At 68.2% G+C, this 21,655-nt stretch carries 18 protein-coding genes; 10 read left to right on the top strand and 8 right to left on the bottom strand.

All coding sequences use genetic code 11. The features are described from left to right. Positions 1 to 115: 115 nt before the first annotated feature. From K7G19_RS05085 to K7G19_RS05060, 6 genes are all read right to left on the bottom strand, one after another. Positions 116 to 901, bottom strand: a complete 786-nt coding sequence (locus tag K7G19_RS05085; protein ID WP_149316507.1) for an IclR family transcriptional regulator — start codon at positions 899 to 901, stop codon at positions 116 to 118. 306 nt (positions 902 to 1,207) lie between these two features. Next, positions 1,208 to 2,059: an EamA family transporter gene (locus K7G19_RS05080; protein WP_226106118.1), complete on the bottom strand. Its 852-nt coding sequence runs from the start codon at positions 2,057 to 2,059 to the stop codon at positions 1,208 to 1,210. A gap of 154 nt (positions 2,060 to 2,213) precedes the next feature. Further along, positions 2,214 to 3,347, bottom strand: coding sequence for a 2-aminoethylphosphonate--pyruvate transaminase (locus K7G19_RS05075; RefSeq protein ID WP_226106116.1), 1,134 nt, complete (start codon positions 3,345 to 3,347; stop codon positions 2,214 to 2,216). A gap of 57 nt (positions 3,348 to 3,404) precedes the next feature. Beyond that, entirely contained in the window at positions 3,405 to 5,198 is a 1,794-nt protein-coding gene (locus tag K7G19_RS05070) for a putative 2-aminoethylphosphonate ABC transporter permease subunit (RefSeq protein ID WP_226106114.1), read from the bottom strand. After that, a complete protein-coding gene (locus K7G19_RS05065) occupies positions 5,195 to 6,304 on the bottom strand; it encodes a putative 2-aminoethylphosphonate ABC transporter ATP-binding protein (protein ID WP_226106112.1) in 1,110 nt (369 codons plus the stop codon). Before K7G19_RS05065 ends, K7G19_RS05070 begins: the two co-directional genes overlap by 4 nt. Before the next feature lie 140 nt (positions 6,305 to 6,444). After that, a complete protein-coding gene (locus K7G19_RS05060; RefSeq protein ID WP_370639483.1) occupies positions 6,445 to 7,476 on the bottom strand; it encodes a putative 2-aminoethylphosphonate ABC transporter substrate-binding protein in 1,032 nt (343 codons plus the stop codon). A gap of 310 nt (positions 7,477 to 7,786) precedes the next feature. Here K7G19_RS05060 and K7G19_RS05055 point away from each other — a divergent pair, with 310 nt between their 5' ends. The 5 genes from K7G19_RS05055 to gdhA all read left to right on the top strand — a co-directional run bounded on the left by K7G19_RS05055 (position 7,787) and on the right by gdhA (position 13,883). Beyond that, positions 7,787 to 8,557 carry a phosphonate utilization associated transcriptional regulator gene (locus K7G19_RS05055; RefSeq protein WP_226106108.1) on the top strand — a complete coding sequence of 257 codons (771 nt, stop codon included), beginning with the start codon at positions 7,787 to 7,789 and terminating at the stop codon, positions 8,555 to 8,557. 128 nt (positions 8,558 to 8,685) lie between these two features. Continuing rightward, positions 8,686 to 9,975 (top strand): phosphonoacetate hydrolase, encoded by a 1,290-nt coding sequence (gene phnA / locus K7G19_RS05050; protein ID WP_226106105.1) that lies wholly within the window; start codon positions 8,686 to 8,688, stop codon positions 9,973 to 9,975. An 86-nt stretch (positions 9,976 to 10,061) separates the two neighbouring features. Next, positions 10,062 to 11,525 carry a phosphonoacetaldehyde dehydrogenase gene (phnY, locus tag K7G19_RS05045; RefSeq protein WP_226106103.1) on the top strand — a complete coding sequence of 488 codons (1,464 nt, stop codon included), beginning with the start codon at positions 10,062 to 10,064 and terminating at the stop codon, positions 11,523 to 11,525. Positions 11,526 to 11,659: 134 nt separating this feature from the next. Then, positions 11,660 to 12,415 carry a DeoR/GlpR family DNA-binding transcription regulator gene (locus tag K7G19_RS05040; RefSeq protein ID WP_149316252.1) on the top strand — a complete coding sequence of 252 codons (756 nt, stop codon included), beginning with the start codon at positions 11,660 to 11,662 and terminating at the stop codon, positions 12,413 to 12,415. A 124-nt stretch (positions 12,416 to 12,539) separates the two neighbouring features. Continuing rightward, positions 12,540 to 13,883, top strand: a complete 1,344-nt coding sequence (gdhA, locus tag K7G19_RS05035; protein WP_149316251.1) for an NADP-specific glutamate dehydrogenase — start codon at positions 12,540 to 12,542, stop codon at positions 13,881 to 13,883. Between the two features lie 175 nt (positions 13,884 to 14,058). Here the strand turns inward: gdhA and K7G19_RS05030 are convergent, their stop codons facing one another. Then, positions 14,059 to 14,589, bottom strand: coding sequence for a hypothetical protein (locus K7G19_RS05030; RefSeq protein WP_226106101.1), 531 nt, complete (start codon positions 14,587 to 14,589; stop codon positions 14,059 to 14,061). 51 nt (positions 14,590 to 14,640) lie between these two features. Between K7G19_RS05030 and K7G19_RS05025 the strand changes: the two genes are divergently transcribed. From K7G19_RS05025 to K7G19_RS05015, 3 genes are read left to right on the top strand one after another with little or no spacing between them, the layout of a single operon-like run. Further along, positions 14,641 to 16,191 (top strand): SDR family oxidoreductase, encoded by a 1,551-nt coding sequence (locus K7G19_RS05025; protein WP_370639482.1) that lies wholly within the window; start codon positions 14,641 to 14,643, stop codon positions 16,189 to 16,191. Further along, a complete protein-coding gene (locus K7G19_RS05020; RefSeq protein ID WP_149316250.1) occupies positions 16,179 to 16,652 on the top strand; it encodes a DUF2269 domain-containing protein in 474 nt (157 codons plus the stop codon). The genes K7G19_RS05025 and K7G19_RS05020 overlap by 13 nt, the downstream gene beginning before the upstream one ends. Before the next feature lie 60 nt (positions 16,653 to 16,712). Continuing rightward, positions 16,713 to 18,494 (top strand): hypothetical protein, encoded by a 1,782-nt coding sequence (locus tag K7G19_RS05015; protein ID WP_226106098.1) that lies wholly within the window; start codon positions 16,713 to 16,715, stop codon positions 18,492 to 18,494. Here K7G19_RS05015 and K7G19_RS05010 read toward each other — a convergent pair. After that, positions 18,470 to 20,089, bottom strand: coding sequence for a glucan biosynthesis protein (locus tag K7G19_RS05010; RefSeq protein ID WP_149316246.1), 1,620 nt, complete (start codon positions 20,087 to 20,089; stop codon positions 18,470 to 18,472). The two genes, K7G19_RS05015 and K7G19_RS05010, sit on opposite strands and share 25 nt — an antisense overlap. Positions 20,090 to 20,478: 389 nt before the next feature. Between K7G19_RS05010 and K7G19_RS05005 the strand changes: the two genes are divergently transcribed. Together K7G19_RS05005 and K7G19_RS24885 are read left to right on the top strand one after the other, a co-directional pair. After that, positions 20,479 to 21,453, top strand: a complete 975-nt coding sequence (locus tag K7G19_RS05005; protein WP_149316245.1) for a 2-dehydropantoate 2-reductase — start codon at positions 20,479 to 20,481, stop codon at positions 21,451 to 21,453. 17 nt (positions 21,454 to 21,470) lie between these two features. Continuing rightward, the gene (locus tag K7G19_RS24885) at positions 21,471 to 21,605 is read left to right on the top strand and encodes a hypothetical protein (protein WP_255650636.1); all 135 of its coding nucleotides are present in this window, start codon (positions 21,471 to 21,473) and stop codon (positions 21,603 to 21,605) included. Positions 21,606 to 21,655 lie beyond the last annotated feature (50 nt).

Genomic DNA, 21,655 nt, shown 5'->3' with positions numbered 1-21,655 from the left:
ATCGTTCGACGCCGCGTGGTTGCCCTCTCCCTGCCCTGTCTCGCAAGCGGGCGAGGGAATGCAAAACGGATGTCGAGACGTCGCGCGAGATGGCAGCCCCGCGCGCTCGCCTTCCTCAGAACGTCGATGCCAGGTCCCGTGCCGCCTGCTGCAGCCGCGGCACGAATTCCAGCGAACGCGACAGCGGCGAGCGCACCGTCGGCGCGTGGACCGCGAGGGCGGCCACCACCTGGCCACGCTCGTCGCGCACCGGCACCGCGACGCAGCTGATGCCGGCGACGAACTCCTCGTTGTCGACGCCGATCTGCTTGTGGGCGCAGCGGTCCAGCTCCGCCTCGAGCAGTTCGACATCGGTGATGGTGTTCTGCGTGAAGCGTTCCAGCGGCAGTTGCTTCACCAGCGCGCGGCGCTGCTCGCGCGGCAGCAATCCGAGCAGCAGCTTGCCGCTGGCCGAGCAGTGCAGCGGCACGTGGGAGCCCGGCTTCAGGTCCAGCCGCAGCGGCCAGGGCGCCTCCATGCGGTCCAGATACAGCACGGCGCTCTCGTGCAGCATGGTCAGGTTGACGGTCTCGCCGATGTCCTCGACCAGCCGCGACAGGATCGCGTGGCGCAGTTGGCGGGTGCCGGAGTGCGTGACGATGGCCACGCCGAGGCGGGCCAGCCGCGGCCCGACCGCATAGGCGTTGCGCGCGCCGGGTTCGCGGATCACCAGTCCGCCCGCTTCGAGCGCGCCCAGCATCCGGTGCAGCGAGGCCTTGGGCGCCTCGAAGCCCTGCATGATCTCCGCCAGCGTCAGCGGCCGGTCGGCCGCGACCAGGAATTCGAGCAGCGCGAAGGCGCGCAGCGTGGGCGTGTCGCCACGGTCGTTGGCGGCTTCGCTGGGCGAGGGCGGGGGCGGCACCGGGGCGGGCCGCGCGGCGGCCTTGGCCGCGGCGGCCGAGTTGGCCTTGGCGGCCCCGCGCGCGCGTGGAGCGGACGCCGCGGCGGTGGTGGCGGTTTTCAAAGCGATTCCTCCGTTCCGGAAAACGAGACAAAGCGATTGTACTTCCGGATGGGGTGAGCCGCCATGAGACGGCGGTATGGCGCGGCAGGACGCCGCTCCTCGGACCCTCTCCTCGGACCCTACCTCTCCCCGGACCCTACCTCTCCCCGGACCCTACCTCTCCTCGGACCCTACCTTTCCTCGGACCCTGCCTCTGCCGGGACCTTACCGCGCCAGCTGCAACGTCACGATCCCCGCCAGCACCAGCGCCGTCGCCATCAGCCGCCGCCGGTCGAACGGCTCGCGCAGCAGGAAGTAGCCCAGCAGCGCGGCGAAGATCACGCTCGATTCGCGCAGCGCGGCGAGCTTGGCCACCGGCGCCAGCGTCATCGCCCACAGCATCAGCGCATACGACCCGACCCGGTTGATGCCGCCGATCCACGCGCGCTTCCACTCCGTGCGCAGCAGCGTCAGCAGCGTGCGGCCGCGCCGGACCGCCGCATAGCTCGGCATGAACAGGTGCGACAGCGTCTGCAGCCAGACGATGTACGAGAACACTTCGCCGTGGCGCTTGACCGCGGTGCCGTCGATCACCGTGCCGCCCGCCAGGCACGCGCCGGCCAGCAGCGCGAAGCCCATCAGCTGCGGCGACTGCGTGCGCCAGCGCACCAGGCTGACCAGCCCGCAGCAGATCAGCGCGATGCCGGCATAGCCGCCGGGGCCCAGCCGCTCGCTGCCCATCGCCAGCAGCAGCAACGCGACCATCATCGGCGCGCAGCCGCGCATCAGCGGATAGGCCTGGCTGAAGTCGCCGCGGTTGTAGGCCGCGACGAGCGACAGCTTGTAGACGACCTCCAGGCAGACCGTCGCCAGCAGGAAGGGCCAGACCGCCGGCGCGGGCAGCGGCACCACCAGCAGGAAGGGCAGCGCCGCCAGCAGGCAGAAGGTGTCGATCAGCGCCATCGACGACAGGCGGTCGCCGCCGATCTTGACGATCGCATTCCATGAGGCGTGCATCACGGCGGACAGCATCACGGCGACGAACGCCATCCAGTGGAAGTCGGCGGGAAGGGTCATGCTGGCCCTGTTGGGGAAGTGGCACGGCCGGCCCGGCAGCTCGCATCGTGCGCGCGGGCTGCCGGGGCCGGCCGGAAAGTCGATCGGTGCAATGCGTGGCGAGCGGAGCGGCGGGATCGGTGGGTTCGGTGGGATCCGTGGCGAGCGCCGCGGCTCAGGCCGCCTTGGCCAGCTGCGCCGCCATGTCGATCCCCATCTCCCGCAGCGTCAGCCCGATCGCGGACACCACGTTGCGCATTTCGTTGTCGTCGATCGCGCCGATGCAGCCGACGCGAAAGGTCTCGACCTGCGTCAGCTTGCCGGGATAGAGGATATAGCCGCGCTCGCGCACCTTCGCATAGAAGGTCTTGAAGTCATAGCGCGGATCGTCCGGCGCGTGGAAGGTGACGATGATCGGCGCCTGCACCTCCGGACGCAGGAAGGGACGAAAGCCCAGCTCGCGCATGCCGTCGATCAGCGCGGCGCAGTTGCGGCGATAGCGCTCGCCGCGCACCGCTTGCCCTCCCTCGGCCAGATACTGGTCCAGCGCCGCGCGGAAGGCCGCGACCACGTGCGTGGGCGGCGTGAAGCGCCACTGGGTGGTCTTCCGCATATAGACGTACTGGTCGTACAAATCCAGCGCCAGCGAATGGCTGTTGCCCTGGCTGGCCTCCAGCACGTCCTTCCTGACCAGCACGAACCCCATGCCCGGCACGCCCTCGATGCATTTGCCGGTGGCCGCCACCAGCGCGTCGAACGGCATCGTGCGCGCGTCGATCTCGATCGCGCCGAACGAGCTCATCGCATCGACGATCAGGCCCTTGCCGAGCCGCGCGCACAGCTGCGCGATCTCCGGCAGGGGATTGAGCACGCCGGCGCCGGTCTCGCAATGGACCTGCGCCACATGGGTGATCGACGGGTCCGCGGACAGCGCGGCCTCGATCGCCGCGGCGCTGGCGGGCTGGTCCTCCGGAATCGGCAGTTCGACCGAGGCGCGGCCGATCGCCTTGCAGATCTTCAGGATGCGCTGGCAATAGGCGCCGTTCTGCGGCACCAGCACCTTGCCGTCGCGCGGGACGACATTGGCGATCGCCGCCTCGACCGAGAACGTGCCGCTGCCCTGCATCGGCACGCAGACGTGGGTGCCTTCGCCGCGCACGACGCGGACCAGGTCCTCGCACAGGCTGCCGGTGATGGCGTTGAAGGCGGCGTCCCACGAACCCCAGTCGCGCAGCATGGCTTGCTTGGTCGCGAGCGAGGTGGTCAGGGGGCCGGGCGTCAGCAGAATGGGGTCGTTGCCGCGAATCATGGTCGAATCTCCTGGCAGGGGGGTGGCGGAGCGGGAATCGTGTGGTTGTGGTTGGGGTCAGTCGCGTTCGTCGGCGCCGCGCCAGGCCTGGGTGCGGCGCTCGAGCCAGCGCTGCAGGCCGTGGTAGGCGAGGCAGGCGCTGGCGCAGGTCAGCACGACCAGCGTCGCCATCGCGGCGGCCGGGCCGATATCGCCGGACTCGTCCAGATTGACGATCTCGACCGAGGCGAGCTTGGTATCGGTGCCGTACAGGAACACCACCGCGGACACGGTGGTCATCGCATTGATGAACAGGTAGCGCGAGATCTCGACGATCGCTGGCAGGCAGGCCGGCACGGTCACGCGCAGGAAGGTGGTGTAGAACGGCACCTTCAGCGAGGCCGAGACCGCCTCGAACTCGCCGTCGAGCTGCTTGAGCGCGGTCACCGCCGTCAAATGGCAGGACGCGTAGTAGTGGACGATGGTCACCAGCACCAGGATGCCCAGCGTCTGGTACAGGACGTTGAGCGGATTGGCCGCCGGCACGAAGAAGAAGATGTAGCCCAGGCCCAGCACCAGCCCCGGCACGCCCATCGGCAGCACCGCCATCAGCCGCACGAAGCCGCGCAGCCACGGGAGGCCTCGCGTCTTCTCCAGCAGATAGGCCGTGGTGAAGATGAAGACCGGACCGATCAGCGCGCAGGCCAGCGCCAGCTTCAGGCTGTTGAACCAGGAAGCAACGACGCCGCCTTCCACCAGGCCGACCCGGTAGTGGTTCAGCGACAGCGAGAAGTTGTAGGGCCACAGCTTGACGAAGGACGCGTAGATCGCCATGCCCATCACGGCCACCATCAGCGCCGCGACCAGCCAGCAGAATGCCGCCATGGCGAGGTCGAAGCGGCGGCTGCGGCGGGGCACGTAGGGCACCGAGCGGGCCGACATCTGCGCCATCTGCCGGCGCTGCACGCGCGCGTCGATGCAGTAGGTCACCAGCACCGGCACCAGCAGCATCAGCGCGACCACCGCGCCCTGCGAGAAGTCCTGCATGCCGATCACCAGCTTGTAGATGTCGGTGGCCAGCATGTGGAAGTTGCCGCCGATCACCTTCGGAATGCCGAAGTCCGAGATCGCGTAGGTGAACACCACCATCGCGGCGCTGACCAGGCCATAGCGCGCGGCGGGCACGGTAATCGTGAAGAACTTGCGCACGGTGGACGTGCCCAGCGCATCGGCCGCCTCGTACAGCCGCGCATCGGTCAGCGACAGCGCCGTGATCAGGATCATCAGCGCGTGCGGGAAGGTCGCGAACACCAGCGCGCCGACCACGCCGAGCGGCCCGTAGATCTGCAGTTCGCCCATATAGGGCTTCAGCAGCCCCTGGTTGCCAAACCAGAAGATGAAGGAGATCGCGGCCAGCAGCGACGGCGCCAGCAGCGGAATCAGCGCGAGATTGCGCAGCAGGCCCTTGGCGCCGATGCGGCTGCGCGTCAGCGCGTAGGCGAAGGTGAACGCGAGCGGCACCGTGATGGCGGTGGCCAGCGTCGATACCCAGACGCTGTTCCAGACCGAGTGCCACAGCGCGGGCGTGGCCAGGTACGTGCGGAAATGCGCAATGCCGGCCAGCGTGCCGTCGCGGTTCTGCACGCTCTTGGCCAGGATCATCACGATCGGCGCCAGCACGAAGCACAGCAGCGCCAGCGCGGCGGCCCACAGCAGCGCGTGGGCAATGCGGTCGGTCCAGTGGGTACGGACCGCACCGAAGGGGATGCCGGGCGCGGCGGAAGGGGATAGCGGCGCCACGGGCGGGGCCGACGGAACGGGCGGAAGGGGCGGAACGGGCGGCACGGTCGCCTTGGACAGGAGCAGGCTCATGGCTGACGGAACACTCGCAGGCGGTCGGCGGGAATGGCCAGGCGCAGCGGATCGCCCGCGCTGGGACGCAGTTCGTGCATGTCGTTGAGCGACAGGTCGGCATAGAGCGGCACCGACGCGCCGGCACCGTCCGCCAGCTTCAGGGTCAGCCGCGAAAAGGCGCCGAGGAACTCGATCTTGTCGACGGTGGCATCGAGCACGTTTTCGCCCTGCTGGTCGCAGCCGCGCACGCAGACGTCCTCGGGCCGGAAGAAGACCTGCACGGTGTCGTCGGTGCAGCAGCCCGGCGGCGCGGTGCATTGCAGGCGCCGTTCGCCCAGCCTCAGGTGGCCGTCGCTGTCCACGGTCGCCGGCAGCATATTGGTCTTGCCGACGAAATCGGCGGCGAAGGGCGTGGCGGGGCGCTGGTAGATCTGCGCCGGCGTGCCGATCTGCTCGATCGCGCCCTGGTTCATCACGACGATGCGGTCCGCCATCGACAGCGCTTCCTCCTGGTCGTGCGTGACCAGGATGGTGGTGATGTTCAGCCGCTGCTGCAGCGCGCGGATCTCGCTGCGCAGTCGCACCCGCACGCGGGCATCCAGCGCGGACAGCGGCTCGTCGAGCAGCAGCAGGCCCGGCGAAGTGGCCAGCGCCCGCGCGATCGCCACGCGCTGCTGCTGCCCGCCCGACAACTGGCTCGGGTATTGCGCGCCGCGCTCGGGCAGGCCGACCAGCGTCAGCAGTTCGGCCACGCGCGCACGCCGCTGCTCGCGCGGCATGCGGCGATTGACGAGCCCGTAGGCAACGTTGTCCGCCACGGTCAGGTTGGGGAACAGCGCATACGACTGGAACACGATGCCGTAGTCGCGTTCCATCGGCGGCAGCGTCGAGATATCGCGGCCCGCCTGCAGGATGGTGCCGGCGGTCTGCGATTCGAGGCCGGCGATGATCCGCAGCAGCGTGGTCTTGCCGCAGCCGGACGGGCCGAGGAAGCACAGCAGCTCGCCCTCGCGCACGTCGAGGTCGATATGGCGCAGCGCGGTGAAGCCGTCGGCGCCGCCGAACCGCTTCTGGATGCCTTTCAGGCTCAGATAACTGTCGTGCCGGGTGGGGGACGTGGTCATGGATGTGGGCTCCATCGAGTCGGACGGGGGCGCGCGTCTGGTGAATGCGTCTGGTGAATGCGTCTGGTGAATGCGTCTTGTGGTTGCGGCGGGCGGCGGCGAGTGGCCGGCCAGCGCGATGCCCTGCTGCCTGCCGCTGCTTACTGCTTCTCCGCCTTGGCGCTGTAGCGCTTTTGCCATTCGGCCAGCACGCGCTCGCGGTTCTTCGCGATATGGCTGAAGTCGTTCTTGACCAGCATCTTTTCGTAGTCGGCCGGAATCGTCTCGATCTTGCGGGCCACGCCGGGGTAGGCCACGATGGCCCAGTCGCGCGCGAACAGCTCGTTGGCTTCCTTGCTGGCGAGCCAGTCCAGATAGCGCTGCGCGGCCTCCTGCTTTTTGGTGCCCTTGACGATGGCGGCGGCCTCGATGTCGTAGCCCAGTCCTTCGCGCGGGAAGATGATGTCGATCGGTGCGCCCGCTGCCTTGGTCTTGTGCGCGCGCAGCTCGAACGAGATGCCGATCGGGAATTCGCCGGCGCCGGCCTGCTTGCACGGCTTCGAGCCGGAATGCGTGTACTGGGCGATGTTCTCGTGCAGCGCGTCCATGTACTTCCAGCCTTCCTGCTCGCCGAACAGCTGCAGCCACGCGGTCACGTCGAGAAAGCCGGTGCCCGACGAGGCCGGGTTGGGCATCACGATCATGCCCTTGTAGATCGGCTTGGCCAGGTCGCGCCACGTTTCCGGCTTCGGCAGGTTGCGCTTTTTTGCTTCGATGGTGTTGAAGCACACCGTCGCGCCCCAGACGTCCAGGCCGAGCCACGAGGGCGGCGTCGCCTTGTCGCTGTAGTCGCGCGTCAGGCGTTCGAAGCCCTTGGGCGCATAGGGCTGCAGCATGCCTTCCTGCTTCAGCAGCTCCAGGCTCGAGGCGGCCAGGCCGGCGATCACGTCGGCCTGCGGGTTGGCCTTCTCGGCCAGCGCCTTGGCGGTGATCACGCCGGTCGAGTCGCGGACGTACTTCAGCTCGATATCGGGCGCGACCTTGGCGAACCCCTCGGCGTAGGGCTTCAGCGTCTCGGTTTCCCAGGCGGTGTAGACGCTCAGCGTGGTCTTCTGCGCGAATGCGGCGCCGGCCAGAAGAAGGGCGGCGCTGGCGGCGAGGGCTTGCTTGGCGAGTGTCATGGCGGTTCTCATTGTGGGGCTCCTTGCGGCATTGTATGTGCTGAGTTGTGTCAATTTGGTGAATTAGTTGCAGTGCGTGGCCAGACCCGTGCGCCACCGTGAATCACCTGAAACCCTTGTGCAGCAACGCTTGCAAGACATATGCCCAAACGAATCCGCGCAGTCTCCCCGATTTCGCGCTCGTCGGCGTCTTGGTTTGTTGACAATATACAAACCGCTTGCTTTAATCGCAACCAGGAAATGCACGCACGCCAGCCGGGCCCAAAAGACGGTGGAAATGAATGCGCGGCGCGTGCACCGCCATCCCGTGCCAGGAGTCTTCATGTCCCGCCAAGCGCCGCTGTCGAGCGAAATCGAAATCCTGCAGAGCCAGTCGCTGACGTCGCTGGTGCAGCGTGAGCTGGAGCGGCGCATCACCGCGGGAGAGCTCGCGCCGGGAGACAAGCTCAACGAGATCGAGCTGGCCGGCGAGCTGAACGTGTCGCGCGGTCCGGTGCGCGAGGCCTTTCGCGCGCTGGAACAGACCGGGCTGCTGCGTACCGAAAAGAACCGCGGCGTCTTTGTCCGCTCGGTCTCCCTGCACGAGGCGGACGAAATCTATGCGCTGCGCGCCGTGCTGGACGAATACGTCGGCCGGCAGCTGGCCCAGCGCATCACGCCCGAGGCGCTGCGCGAACTGCGCGCGATGATCGAGGCGCTGGGCGCCGCCAGCGCGGCGCGCGACCTCGACGAATATGCGCGGCTGAACTTCGCCTTCCACGATCGCATGGTCGAGCTGGCCGGCAACGGCAAGCTGCTCGAGACCTATCGCCGCCTGGTCAAGGAATTGACGCTGTACCGGAGGGAAGCACTGTCCGCCGCGCCGACCGCGATGCCGACCTCGACGCGCGAGCATCGCGACATCGTCTCGGCGATCGCCTCGCGCGATCCGGAGCTTGCCGGCCGGCTGATGCGCGAGCACGTCGAGCGCGGCCGTGCGCGGCTGCATGCGGCGGTGCAGGGCCACGCCGGGGCCGGCACCGGCACTGACGCCGGCACCGGCACTGGCTCCGACGCGACATCGGGGGCCGCTGCGCCGCCGGGCGCCGCCTGATCCAATCCATCTGCAGGCGCGGGCCCCCGGCCGCGCGCCTGCCGGCCCTTACGCTCCTTACACCCCTTACAGCCCTTACGCGCCTGTCCCTTACGACTCTCACGACTTTTTCCGCACAGGACCCCGACATGCCCGCCCCTCGCTCCGACTCCTCGCCCGGCAAGCCCGCCGTGACCGTCAACCAGCGCACCTACCGATGGATGCAGCAGCCCGTGGTGGTGGTCTGCGTCGACGGCTGCGAGTTCGACTACCTGGAAGCCGCCGCCGCCTGCGGTAGCGCGCCGTATCTGCAGCGGTTGCTGGCCGAGGGCGCGGCGTTCCGTGGTGCCTGCGTGGTGCCGACCTTCACCAACCCGAACAACCTGTCGATCGTCTGCGGCGCGCCGCCGTCGGTGCACGGCATCTGCGGCAACTACTTCTTCGATCGCACGGCCAACGGCGGCCGCGGCGAGGAAGTGATGATGAACGACCCGAAGTACCTGCGCGCCGGCACCATCCTCGCGGCGTTCGCAGAAGCGGGCGCCAGCGTCGCCGTGGTCACGGCCAAGGACAAGCTGCGCCGGCTGCTTGGCCATGGGCTGCGCGGCATCTGCTTCTCGTCGGAGAAGGCAGACCAGGCCAGCGTGGAAGAGAACGGCATCGACAACGTGCTGGAACTGGTCGGCATGCCGGTGCCCAGCGTCTACAGCGCGGAGCTGTCCGAATTCGTGTTCGCCGCCGGCGTGCGGCTGATGGAGACGCGGCGTCCCGATCTGATGTATCTGTCGACGACCGACTATATCCAGCACAAGTTCGCCCCGGGCTCGGACGGCGCCAACGCCTTCTACGCGATGATGGACCGCTATCTGGCGCGGCTCGACGCGCTGGGCTGCGTGGTGGCGCTGACCGCCGACCACGGCATGAACGCCAAGCATGACGCGCACACCAAGGCGCCGAACGTGGTCTTCCTGCAGGACCGGCTCGATGCCTGGCTCGGCCGCGGCGTGGAGCAGGGCGGGGCGCGCGTGATCCTGCCGATCACCGATCCCTATGTCGTCCACCACGGCGCGCTCGGTTCGTACGCGACCGTCTATCTGCCCGACGATGCCACCGCCGGCGACGCCGCCGCGTTGAAGGCGAAGCTCGGCGATATCGAGGGCGTCGAAGCGGTGCTCGACAATGCCGAGGCCTGCGCGCGCTTCGAGCTGCCGCCCGATCGCGTCGGCGATCTGGTGGTGATCAGCGGCAAGCATGTGGTGCTGGGCACCAGCCGCAGCCGTCATGACCTGAGCGGACTGGACGCGCCGCTGCGCTCGCACGGCGGCGTGTCGGAGCAGACCGTGCCGCTGCTGTTCAACCGTCCCACCGCCGGCATTCCGGGCAAGGCGGTGCTGCGCAACTTCGACATCTTCGACGTCGCGCTGAATCATCTGCATTGATCCGGCCCGGCCCGGCCGGCCTCGGCCTCGGCTAGGCCTGGCCTGGACCGCATCGCCCCTTGCCTGCACCTCACGGAGCCCCGAACATGAACGCCCCCCAGTTTCCCGCCGCCTCTGTCAGCCCGCATTTCCGCGCCGAAGCGCTGCGCATCGACGGCGAGAAGGTCGTGCGCGACCGCGTCATCGACGTGCGCAATCCCTACGACGGCACGCTGGTCGGCACGGTGCCGAAGGCGACCGTCGAGGACGTGCGGCGCGCTTATACGGTGGCGCGCGCCTATCGCTCGACGCTGACGCGCTACGAGCGCGCCGCGATCCTCAATTGCGCCGCGGCGCTGCTGCGCGAGCGCACCGAGCCGGCCTCGGACCTGATCACGCTCGAATCGGGACTGTCGAAGAAGGATTCGCTGTACGAGATCGGCCGCGTCGCCGACGTGCTGAACTTCGCCGCCAACGAGGCCCTGCGCGACGACGGCCAGATGTTCTCGTGCGACCTGACGCCGCACGGCAAGAAGCGCCGCGTGATGACGCAGCGCGAGCCGCTGCTGGGCGTGATCACCGCGATCACGCCCTTCAACCACCCGATGAACCAGGTCGCGCACAAGGTCGCGCCGTCGATCGCCACCAACAACCGGATGGTGCTCAAGCCCTCGGAGAAGGTGCCGCTGTCCGCGTGCTACCTGGCCGATCTGTTGTACGAAGCGGGGCTGCCGCCGCAGATGCTGCAGGTGCTGACCGGCGATCCGGCCGAAATCGCGGACGAGCTGATCACGCATCCGGCGGTGGACCTGATCACCTTCACCGGCGGCGTGGCGATCGGCAAGTACATCGCGGCCAAGGCGGGCTACAAGCGCGTGGTGCTGGAGCTGGGCGGCAACGATCCGCTGATCGTGATGGACGACGCCGACCTCGAGCGCGCCTCGGACCTCGCGGTGCAGGGCTCGTACAAGAATTCCGGCCAGCGCTGTACCGCGGTCAAGCGCATGCTGGTGCATCAGGCCGTCGCCGCGCGCTTCACCGAGCTGGTGGTCGAGAAGACGCGGGCGTGGAAGTACGGCGACCCGATGGACCGCGGCGTCGACATGGGCACGGTGATCGATGCGCAGGCCGCGGCGCTGTTCGAGGCCCGCGTCAACGAGGCGGTGGCGCAGGGCGCGCGGCTGCTGATCGGCAACCAGCGCGACGGCGCGCGCTATGCGCCCACCGTGGTCGATCGCGTCGATCCGGCAATGACGCTGGTGAGGGAGGAAACCTTCGGCCCGGTCTCGCCGATCATCACGTTCCGCGATATCGACGAGGCCATCCGCATCTCCAACGGCACGGCCTTCGGCCTGTCGTCCGGCATCTGCACCAACCGCATGGACGACTTCACGCGCTTTGCCAACGAACTGCAGGTCGGCACCGTCAACCTGTGGGAGGTGCCCGGCTACCGCATCGAGCTGACGCCGTTCGGCGGCATCAAGGATTCGGGGCTGGGCTACAAGGAAGGGGTGCAGGAGGCGATCAAGAGCTTCACCAACCTGAAGTCGATCACGATGCCGTGGGGGTGAGAGCGGTGAGAGGGGCCGGGTGAGAGGGGGCGGGATCAGAGGTGCGGGCGCAAGCGGCGTGCGCGGTCGCCGCTGCCGTCCTGTCACAACGCTCCGCTAAAATCCCCGCACCTTCCACAAGCCTCGGAGCTCCCGTGCTGGCCGAACAACGGCAGAAATACATCCTCGACCAGCTGGCCGCCAGCGGCGCGCTGCAGATCAGCCAGTTGGTCAGCGAGCTCGACGTCTCGCGCGAGACCATTCGCCGCGACCTCAATGCGCTGGCCGCGCGCGGCCTGCTGACGCTGACCCATGGCGGTGCGCTGGCGTCGAACCGGGCCGAGGCCGATACCCAGACGCGGGCGGCCGTCAATGCCGAGGGCAAGCGCGCGATCGGCGTGCGCGCCGCCGAGCTGGTGCCCGACGGGGCCTCGGTGATCATCGACTACGGCACCACCACGCATGCGGTCGCGCAGGCACTGCTGGGCCACCACAACCTGCTGGTCTATACCAACGACCTGTCGATCGCGCTGCTGCTCGGCCGCCGCAACGGCAACCGTGTGGTCGTGCTCGGCGGCGAGCTGCAGGACAACGAGGACGCCACCAACGGCTGGGACACGGTCGAGCAGCTGTCGCGCTATCACGCTGATTTCGCCTTCATCGGCATCGGCGGCATCAGCAACGATGGCGAGGTCAGCGAGTATTCGCGCCCGGCCGCCGAACTGCGCGGCCGGATGCTGCTGTCGGCCAGCGTGCCCTGCGTGGTGGCGGACCATACCAAGTACGGCCGCCACACCGGCGTGCAGGTCCGGCACTTCGACAAGGCGGCCTATCTGATCAGCGACATGGCCCCCGAGGCCCCGCTGGCCGAGGCGCTGAAGCGCCGCGGACCGGCGCTGCTGATCGCCTGAATTGGCGGCCGGAACGGGGAGTTCCGCATTTTTGCGCTGCGGGTCACAACACTTTTGACTGTCGAATTTCACCATTTCGGTGCTAAAGTCGCGCTCCGACTCAAGAAAATCGACAGAGACAGCTGTGAGCCTTCCGACCCTCGATGCCTTCCTTGCCGGCGTGGCCCGGCGCGATCCTGACCAGCCCGAGTTCCAGCAGGCGGTCAAGGAAGTGATGATGACCCTGTGGCCGTTCGTCGAGCGCAACCCGCGCTACGCGGACCAGGCCCTGCTGGAACGGCTGGTCGAGCCCGAGCGTGTGATCCAGTTCCGCGTGGCATGGACCGACGACCAGGGCAAGGTGCAGGTCAATCGCGCCTTCCGCGTGCAGCACAGCTCGGCGATCGGCCCCTACAAGGGCGGCATGCGCTTCCATCCGACCGTCAACCTGTCGGTGCTCAAGTTCCTCGGCTTCGAGCAGACCTTCAAGAACGCACTGACGACGCTGCCGATGGGCGGTGGCAAGGGCGGTTCGGATTTCGATCCCAAGGGCAAGTCGGACGGCGAGGTGATGCGCTTCTGCCAGGCGCTGATGACCGAGCTCTATCGCCATCTCGGCGCGGACACCGATGTGCCGGCCGGCGATATCGGCGTGGGCGGCCGCGAGGTCGGCTTCATGGCGGGCATGATGAAGAAGCTGTCGAACCAGTCGGCCTGCGTCTTCACCGGCAAGGGCCTGGCCTTCGGCGGCAGCCTGATGCGTCCCGAGGCGACCGGCTACGGCACCGTCTATTTCGCGCAGGAGATGCTGCACCGTACCGGCCGCGACTTCGACGGCCAGCGCGTGCTGATCTCGGGCTCGGGCAACGTCGCGCAGTACGCCGCGCAGAAGGCGATCGAACTGGGCGCCAAGGTGCTGACCGTGTCCGACTCGGGCGGCGTGCTGCACTATCCGGAAGGCATGAACGACGAGCAGCTCGCCGCGCTGATGGCGTTCAAGAACGAGGAGCGCGGCCGCCTGTCGGACTTCGCCGAGCGCCAGGGCCTGCGTTTCGAGGCCGGCCGCACGCCGTGGCATGTGCCGGCCGATATCGCGCTGCCGTGCGCGACGCAGAACGAGCTCGATGGCGAGGATGCCAAGCGGCTGCTGGCCAATGGCGTGTTCTGCGTGGCCGAGGGCGCCAACATGCCGTCGACGCTGGAGGCGGTGGACCATTTCCTTGCCGCGCGCATCCTGTACGCGCCGGGCAAGGCCAGCAATGCCGGCGGCGTCGCGACCTCGGGCCTGGAGATGTCGCAGAACGCGATGCGGCTGTCGTGGCATCACGCCGAGGTCGACTCCAAGCTGCACTTCATCATGAAGGACATCCACCAGAACTGTATCCATCACGGACGCAAGGACGACGGCTACATCAACTATGTCGAAGGCGCCAATATCGCCGGCTTCGTCAAGGTGGCCGACGCCATGCTGGCGCAGGGCGTGATCTGACGCTCTTGACGCTCAGGCCGGGCGCGCCGGCGATGTAGCTTCTTACTCGCGTCTTGCCCGTGTCGCCGCGGCGGCGCTTGCGGCGTGGCAATTCTGCAAGCCCGTGTAAGAACGCGCCGCCGGCGCCCGGCGATACCGCACCCCACAGCGGGCCTTCGGGCCCGCTTTCTTTTTGTCAGTCGGTGCCGGCCGACGGTGTCGCCGCCGGAATGGCTCTTGCATCTTGGCCCTGGCGCGGCCGGCATAGCGTGACCAGCGGCAGCGCGAGTCCGAAGGCGACGTAGACCAGCGCCAGCGACCACGGCGACAGGCGCCGCTCGAAGCCCGGCGTCAGCCGTTTCGGCGTCAGGCGCAGGTCGACCACGCAGGCCGCCGCCGCGACCGCGAGGCCGGCCAGGATCGCCGCCGCGGGCCTCTGCCGCTGCGGTGAGCGGCCCACCCAGGCTTCGTAGAACGCGGCCCAGAATACCGACATCGCATGATGGATCACGTATCCCACCGCGGTATAGCGCCACGCCGGACCATTGGCATGGATCGCGCGATCGCCCCAGACCCAGTGGCTGACGGCATTGACCGGCGCCAGCGTGTCGCGGCAATCGAAATGGCCGGCGCAGGCCAGGGCGATGGTGGACAGTGCGCTGGCGCTGGTGCCGGAGACCAGGCTGCGGCCAACGAAATCCTTGATGGGGCTCATGTTGGCGCTCATGTCGGTTCCTCGGAACGGGATGCGGCGACCGGCGGCACCGCGCGTCCCACGGTGCTGCTGACCGGCGCCAGCGGTTTCATCGGCGCCGCGATTGCCGCGGCGCTGGCACGGGCCGGCTGCCGGGTCCTCTGCGGCGTGCGCGATCCGGCGAAGGCCGCGCGCGACCTGGGCGCATGCGAATTCCGTGCCGTCGATTTCGGCGCGCTGACCGACGCGCAGGCATGGCTGCCGCTGCTCGACAGCGTGGACGTGGTCGTCAATGCGGTCGGCATCTTTGCCGAGCGCGGCACGCAGACCTTCGAACTGCTGCATCGGCGCGCGCCGATCGCGCTGTTCGCCGCCTGCGCGCAGGCCAACGTGCGCGCGGTGATCCAGATCTCGGCGCTGGGCGCGGACGAGCAGGCCACCACGCCGTACCACCTGAGCAAGAAGGGCGCCGACGATTTCCTCGCCGGCCTGGGCCTGCCGGCCGCGATCCTGCAGCCCTCGCTGGTCTACGGGCCGGGCGGGACCAGCGCGCGGATGTTCGGCACGCTGGCGACGATGCCGCTGCTGCTGTTGCCCGAGGGCGGCAGGCAGCGCGTGCAGCCGGTCCATCTGGACGATGTCGTGGCCGCGATCGTGCGGCTGGTAATGATGGCCGGAGACAGCGACGGCGGGGGTCCCGGCGGTGGTCCTGGCGGTGGTCCTGGCGGTGGCCCTGGCGGTGGCCCTGGCGGTGGTTCTGGCGGTGGTCTCGGTGGTGGTCTCGGTGGTGGTCGCGGTGTTGGTCCCGGCGGTGGTCTCGGTGGTGGTCGCGGCGGTGGTCCCGGTTGTGATTCCGGTGGTGATTACAGCGGCGGTCGCGGAGTCGGTCGTGGAGGCGATCCCGGGAGCGATCCGGCAATGCGGCCGGATTGGCCGCAGGGACGCATCCCCGTGGTCGGACCGACGGCCCTGAGCCTGCGCGACTACCTTGCCGAACTGCGTCATGCGCTGGGGCAACCGGGCGCGCTGCGCGTGCTGCCGGTGCCCGACGCGCTGGTCCGCGCCGGCCTGCCGCTGATGACGCGCCTTGCGCCGGGGCTGCCGTTGAACGAGGACGCATTGGCGATGCTCGCGCGCGGCAATACCGGCGACCCCGCGCCGATGCATCGGCTGCTGGGAAGGCCGCCGCGCGCCGTCGACGAATTCGTACCGGCGCGCTGGCGCGAGGCCGCGCGCACGCAGGCCGTGCTCGGCTGGCAGCTGCCGATATTGCGCACCGCCGTCGCGCTGGTCTGGATCATCACCGGCATCGTCTCGCTGGGGCTCTATCCGGTCGAGGACAGCTATGCCTTGCTGGCACGCGCCGGCGTACCGCAGGCGCTGCGGCCGCTGGCGCTGTACGGCGCGGCCGGGCTCGACCTGTTGTTCGGGTTGATGTGCTTCGCGCCCGCGCGCTGGCGCTTTCCATGGATCTGGGCCGCGCAGGCCGCGCTGATCCTCGGCTACACGGCGATCATCAGCGTGCGGCTGCCAGAGTTCTGGCTGCATCCCTATGGTCCGCTCACCAAGAACCTGCCCATGTTGGCCGTGTTGTGGCTGCTGGGTACGCTGGAGCGCAAGCGATGGACTACATGATCGTCAAATGGATCCACGTGGTCGGCAGCACGCTGCTGTTCGGCACCGGCGTGGGCAGCGCCTTCTATCTGCTGGCCGCCACGCTGACGCGCGACAGCCGCGCGGTCGCGGTGACCTCGCGCCATGTGGTGATCGCCGACTGGCTGTTCACCGCCAGCACGGCGATCCTGCAGCCGGTGACCGGCTACATGCTGATGCGCATTGCCAATTTTTCGTGGGAGCTGGCGTGGCTGCGCGTGTCGATCCTGCTCTATGTAGTCGCCATCGCGTGCTGGCTGCCGGTGGTCTGGCTGCAGATGCGGATGCGCACCGTGTCCGCCGCCGCGGCAGGCGCGCAGGCACCGCTGCCGCCGGCCTACTGGCGGTACTTCCGCTGGTGGTTCGCGCTCGGTGTGCCGGCGCTGTTCAGCTTCCTGGCGATCTTCTATCTGATGATCGCCAAGCCGGCCACGCTGTTCTGAGGGCGTGCCGACGGGGTGACCGGCTTCAGCGTGTGCCAGTGACCGACGTCCGCGCGCGGGGTGCTGCATCTGACATGGAAAGCGGGCAGAAAGAAGGTGGAGCTGGACGAATGCAAACGGCAAAACGCGCAGGGTCATGCCCACTTCGTCCAGCGCCATGCCGAGCGCCAGCGCCGGATAGGATGGCTGCTCGCCCGGCAACGGGCACTGGAAGGGACGTTGCCGGGTTTGCCGGCGTCCGAGTCCAGCGATCAGCGACCGCATGCCGGGCTTGTGGCCGATGACAAGGCTTCGGCAGCGATGCTGGCCGATGTCGCGCTCGAACTGCGGGACGTGAGGATTGGGCTCGAGAAGCAGGCGCTGGATCTCGTCGAGGACCTCGAACACTACATCCTGTACGAACAGGCGGCGAACGAACTGGGGCAGGCGAATGACAATATTCGTGCACTGGGCGTGGCCACCGCGCGGGACGTCGTCATTCAGCTGGGCGGCAGCGCCTGCACCGTTGCATCTGCGGTCGGAAAGGCCGGCGTTCCGGGTGTGGAGCTCGCGCCGGTCGGTGTCGCCGGTGGCGCGTTCAGCGTGGCGATGGGTGCCCTGCATATGGCCGCCGGTTTTCTGAGCTGGTATCAGTCCGCGCGCCGGCTCGACGATATCCGTGCGGCTCGTGGTCGCGGCTCGAACTGGTTGACATCGGACTACCGACGGCAGCGTGCGGCCGCCATCGCCGATGCGTTCCACGAGACGCGCAGCGAGATGGCCTTCGGTACCCCGAATTCACAGGCCGACGGGGCGGCACTGCAATCGGCGGAGCAGACGCAACGAATGCAACAAGCGCTTCAGCCGGATCCGTCCAGACGGGCGGACATCGAACGTGCCAACGAGCTGGTCGACATCCTGATGCATCACCGCGAGCAGGCGTTTCAGACCATCGAATCGGCGGAGCGGCGCAAGATCTGGTGGTCGAGGTTGCGCACGATATACGGTGCGGTTTCCGTTGGCATCGGTGTGGGCGCAATACTGGCCACGACGGCATTCGGCCTGATTCCACCGGTCGGCATCATCGTGGGCGCCGTCGCGCTGCTGGCCGGTACGGTGTGGCTGCTGATCGCCTGTGTACGCCTTTATCAGGACCGGCGCGCTGGCCGTGCGGAATCGGCGCGAGACGAACAGGCTCGCGCGCAAGTCGGACACTTCGTCGAGGCAAAACGAGATGCCACCGTGGACGACATGCGGAACAACCGCTTCCTGGCCATCGACGTGTTGCTGCGAGCCTTGTTCGATCACGAGCAGCCCGTCGCCAGAGGCGTACTGTGGGAGGTCCTGGCCGCGCTCGAAATGGATCGCGCCCTGATTCACGCACTGGAGCTGCGATCGTCGGTGCGGCTCGACAGCGTCTACGCCGATGACCGCCGTACCATGATCGAAAGGGCGCGGTGCTGCGCCTCTGCCATCGACGAGGCGGCACTGAAGAAGGTGATCGAAGGCATGAGCCTGCGTAGCGACGACGCGATGCTTGCGCTGTTGCGGCAGCTGTTTCAGGACTTCATCGAAGGCAAGACGCCGATGCGGCTGGAGTACCAGCGCCGCACCGGGTTTTTCGCGTATCTGGCCGGGAAACTCCCTGCAGGTGTCCGCAGCAGGTTGGGGCTGGGCAGTCGCCCCGCGGCACGGCCCGCGCCAGCGCCCACGGTGACGGTGCAGGCAAGCGAAGCGACGGGGCGGACCGCCCTGATCGCGGAGCCGGACATGCCGATGCTGGTCGAGCCTTCGCCGGTCGCCTTCACTGACGCGGTGAGGGCGGCCGGCCCGTCCGCTCAGACGTTCGTCCGGAACGGATGATACTGATACAGCCACGTCTCCGACAGCGGCTTGCCGTTCAGACGCAGGAACAGCCGCATGTCGACCGGCTCGTCGCCGTCGACGGTCAGGTCGAACTGCGCGCGCCAGTGGCCCGGCACGCCGTTGGGCACGGCCTCGGTGAAGATGTACGAGAACTTGCCGCGCGAGGCCCACAGCACGGCCTCGGGCTTGGTGCCGAAGGGCAGGCCTTCGAGCGGTGCGCCCTTGAACTCGACCATGAACTTGCGCACGCCCGGCGGGCGCGGCTGGCCGGGCTGGCCGCCGTTGCCCATGCGCGTGGCCACGCAGCGGGCCAGCGGCGTGGGATAGGGTTCGTCCGCCAGCCAGTGCAGGCGGTAGCGCAGGCGATAGGCGTTGCCGGCCTTGGCCGGCGCCTTCGGCACCCACATCGCGACGATGTTGTCGTGAATCTCGTCGTCGGTCGGGATCTCGATCAGCTGCACGCTTCCCGCGCCCCAGCCCTCGCGCGGCTCGACCCACAGGCTCGGCCGGCGCTCGTAGAAGACGCCGTCCTGGTAGTGGTCGAAATTGCGGTCGCGCTGCAGCAGGCCGAAGCCGCGCGGGTTGTCGTCGCCGAAGGCGGACGCGATGGTGCGCGGCGGATTGTTCAGCGGACGCCAGATGCGCTCGCCCGCGCCGGTCCACATCGCCAGCCCGTCGGAGTCGTGCACCTCGGGGCGCCAGTCGACGCCGGTGCGCTTGACCGACTCGGAATACCAGAACATCGAGGTCAGCGGTGCCAGGCCCAGGCGCCCGACGTCCTTGCGCAGGAACAGCGCGCAGTCGACGTCCATCACCACGCCCTTGGCGCGCTGCATCGTGAAGCGGTAGGCGCCGGTGACGCTGGGCCCGTCGAGCAGCGCGTGCACGGTGACGGTATCGCTGCCGTCGCGCGGCGCCTCGAAATAGAAATGAGTGAAGGAGGGGAATTCCTCGGGCTTGTCCGGCTGCGCGACATCGACCGCGATGCCGCGCGCCGACAGGCCGTACTGATAGAGCTCGCCGATCGCGCGGAAGTACGAGGCGCCAAGAAAGGCGACCCAGTCGTTCTTGCGCCAGTCGAGCTTCTTCTGGTCGCCGAGCCGGCTCTCCTGGAAGCGAAAGCCGGCGAAACCGCTGCCGCGCGGCAGCTTGCGCGCCGGGCTGTTGGCCGGCATGTCGAAATACGACTCGTCGTAGACGATCTCGCGGGCAGTGCCTCCCGAACTTGCACCGCCGGTCTCGACCAGATGCATCCGGACCGGCACGCGGAAGAAGGTGCCCAGGTGGAAGAAGGTCACCGGAAACTGGCCGGGACCGTCGGCAAAGAGCGCATCGTCGGTGCGATAGCGGATCTTGCCGTGTTCCTCGTAGTCGATGCGGGCCAGGATGTCGGCCGGCGGGGAGGGGGGCGCGACATACGGCCGGCCTGCCATGGTGCGGGCCAGTTCGACCAGGCCCTCGTGGGTGAAGGGTTGGCCCTTGGCCAGTTTGATGCGGCCGGCGGCCAGAGCGGAAGCGGGAATGCCCAGTGCGGCGAGCGCAGCAGTGGCGGCGGCGGAGACCAGCACGGTCCGTCGGTTCATTTTCGGCATGCGGTGAATCGGCGTCTGGCGCCTTCAATGAAGTTGCAGAAAAGACGCCCGCTGGCGCAAAAAGTTCGACGGCTCCGTGGGGAGCCGGACGCCGCGGGCACGACAGAACGCAGCATGGTACCGCATGGCCCCGGCGCACTCGGCACTTGAAGACATGCGCAACGGACGCGGTCGAGACGTGACAAGGAGCAGACGAGACGCCGCTGAGACCGGGGTGAGATCGGAATGAGACCTTGCCGGACGCTGGTTGGGGGCTGCCTGAACCCAGCCGGCACCTTCTGCGACTCTGCGCGGACTTGGCCCGCACGCAAATAGAGGTTGTGATTCCGTACTTGTGAAATATAGTATGTGATATATCAATTCACCAAAAAGCACGGGAGACAGCCATCATGAAAGTATGTATCTACGGCGCCGGCGCCATCGGCGGCTATATCGGCGCGCAATTGGCCGGGGCGGGCGTCGACGTCAGCTTCGTCGCACGCGGGCCGCATTTGGCGGCGATGCAGGCGAACGGCGTCAAGCTGCTGATCGACGGCGAAGAGCGGGTGCAAAAGGTCCGCTGCACGTCCGACCCGCGCGAACTGGGCGAGCAGGACTATGTGTTCATCACGCTCAAGGCGCATTCGGTGCCCGGCGTGGTCGATCTGATGCAGCCGCTGCTGGGGCCGAATACCGCGATCGTCACCGGCGTCAACGGCATCCCCTACTGGTATTTCTATCGGCACGGCGGCGAGCTGGCCGGCACCACGCTGCAGAGCGTCGATCCGGGCGGCCGGCAATGGAGCGGCTTCGGTCCCGAGCGCGCGATCGGCTGCGTGCTCTATCCCGCGGCGGAAATCGCCGCGCCGGGCGTCATCCGGCACGTCTACGGCAAGAAATTTCCGCTCGGCGAACCTGACGGCACGCGCTCGGAACGGGTGCTGCGCCTCAGCGAGGCGATGATCGCCGCCGACCTGGAGGCGCCGGTGCGCGAGGACATCCGCAACGAGATCTGGCTCAAGCTGTGGGGCAATCTGTGCTTCAACCCGATCAGCGCGCTGACCCACGCCACGCTGGACGTCATCACGTCCGACCCGGGCACGCGCGCGCTGTCGAGGCAGATGATGCTCGAGGCCAAGTCGATCGCCGAACGCTTCGGCGTGCATTTCCGCGTCGATGTCGAGCGGCGGATCGACGGCGCGGGGGCCGTGGGGGCGCACAAGACCTCGATGCTGCAGGATCTGGAGGCGGGCAGGGCGATGGAAATCGACCCGCTGCTGACGGTGGTGCAGGAGATGGGCCGGCTGGTCGGCCAGCCGACGCCGATGATCGACGCGGTGCTGTCGCTGATCAAGCAGCGCGAGCGGATGGCGCAGGCGGCGTGAGCGCGGCCGGGCCCGCCATGGCGGCCACCATGGCGCTGGCCGTGGTGACCGCCATGACGGTGACCATGGCCGGGGCGGCGCAGCGGGTCGGTTGCGCCGCCGCCACGCCTGGACGATGCCGCCAGATCGAAGTGGCGGTGCACGCGTTCTGATATACCATATACAAAAATCGAAAGAGCGATCCCATGTCCGTGCAACCCGC

Origin of the sequence: Cupriavidus sp. DB3 (assembly GCF_020418465.1) — a bacterium.
Classification (GTDB): Bacteria; Pseudomonadota; Gammaproteobacteria; order Burkholderiales; family Burkholderiaceae; genus Cupriavidus; species Cupriavidus cauae.
Note: the sequence above shows the minus strand (reverse complement) of the source record. Positions and strands in the feature narration are given on the sequence as shown.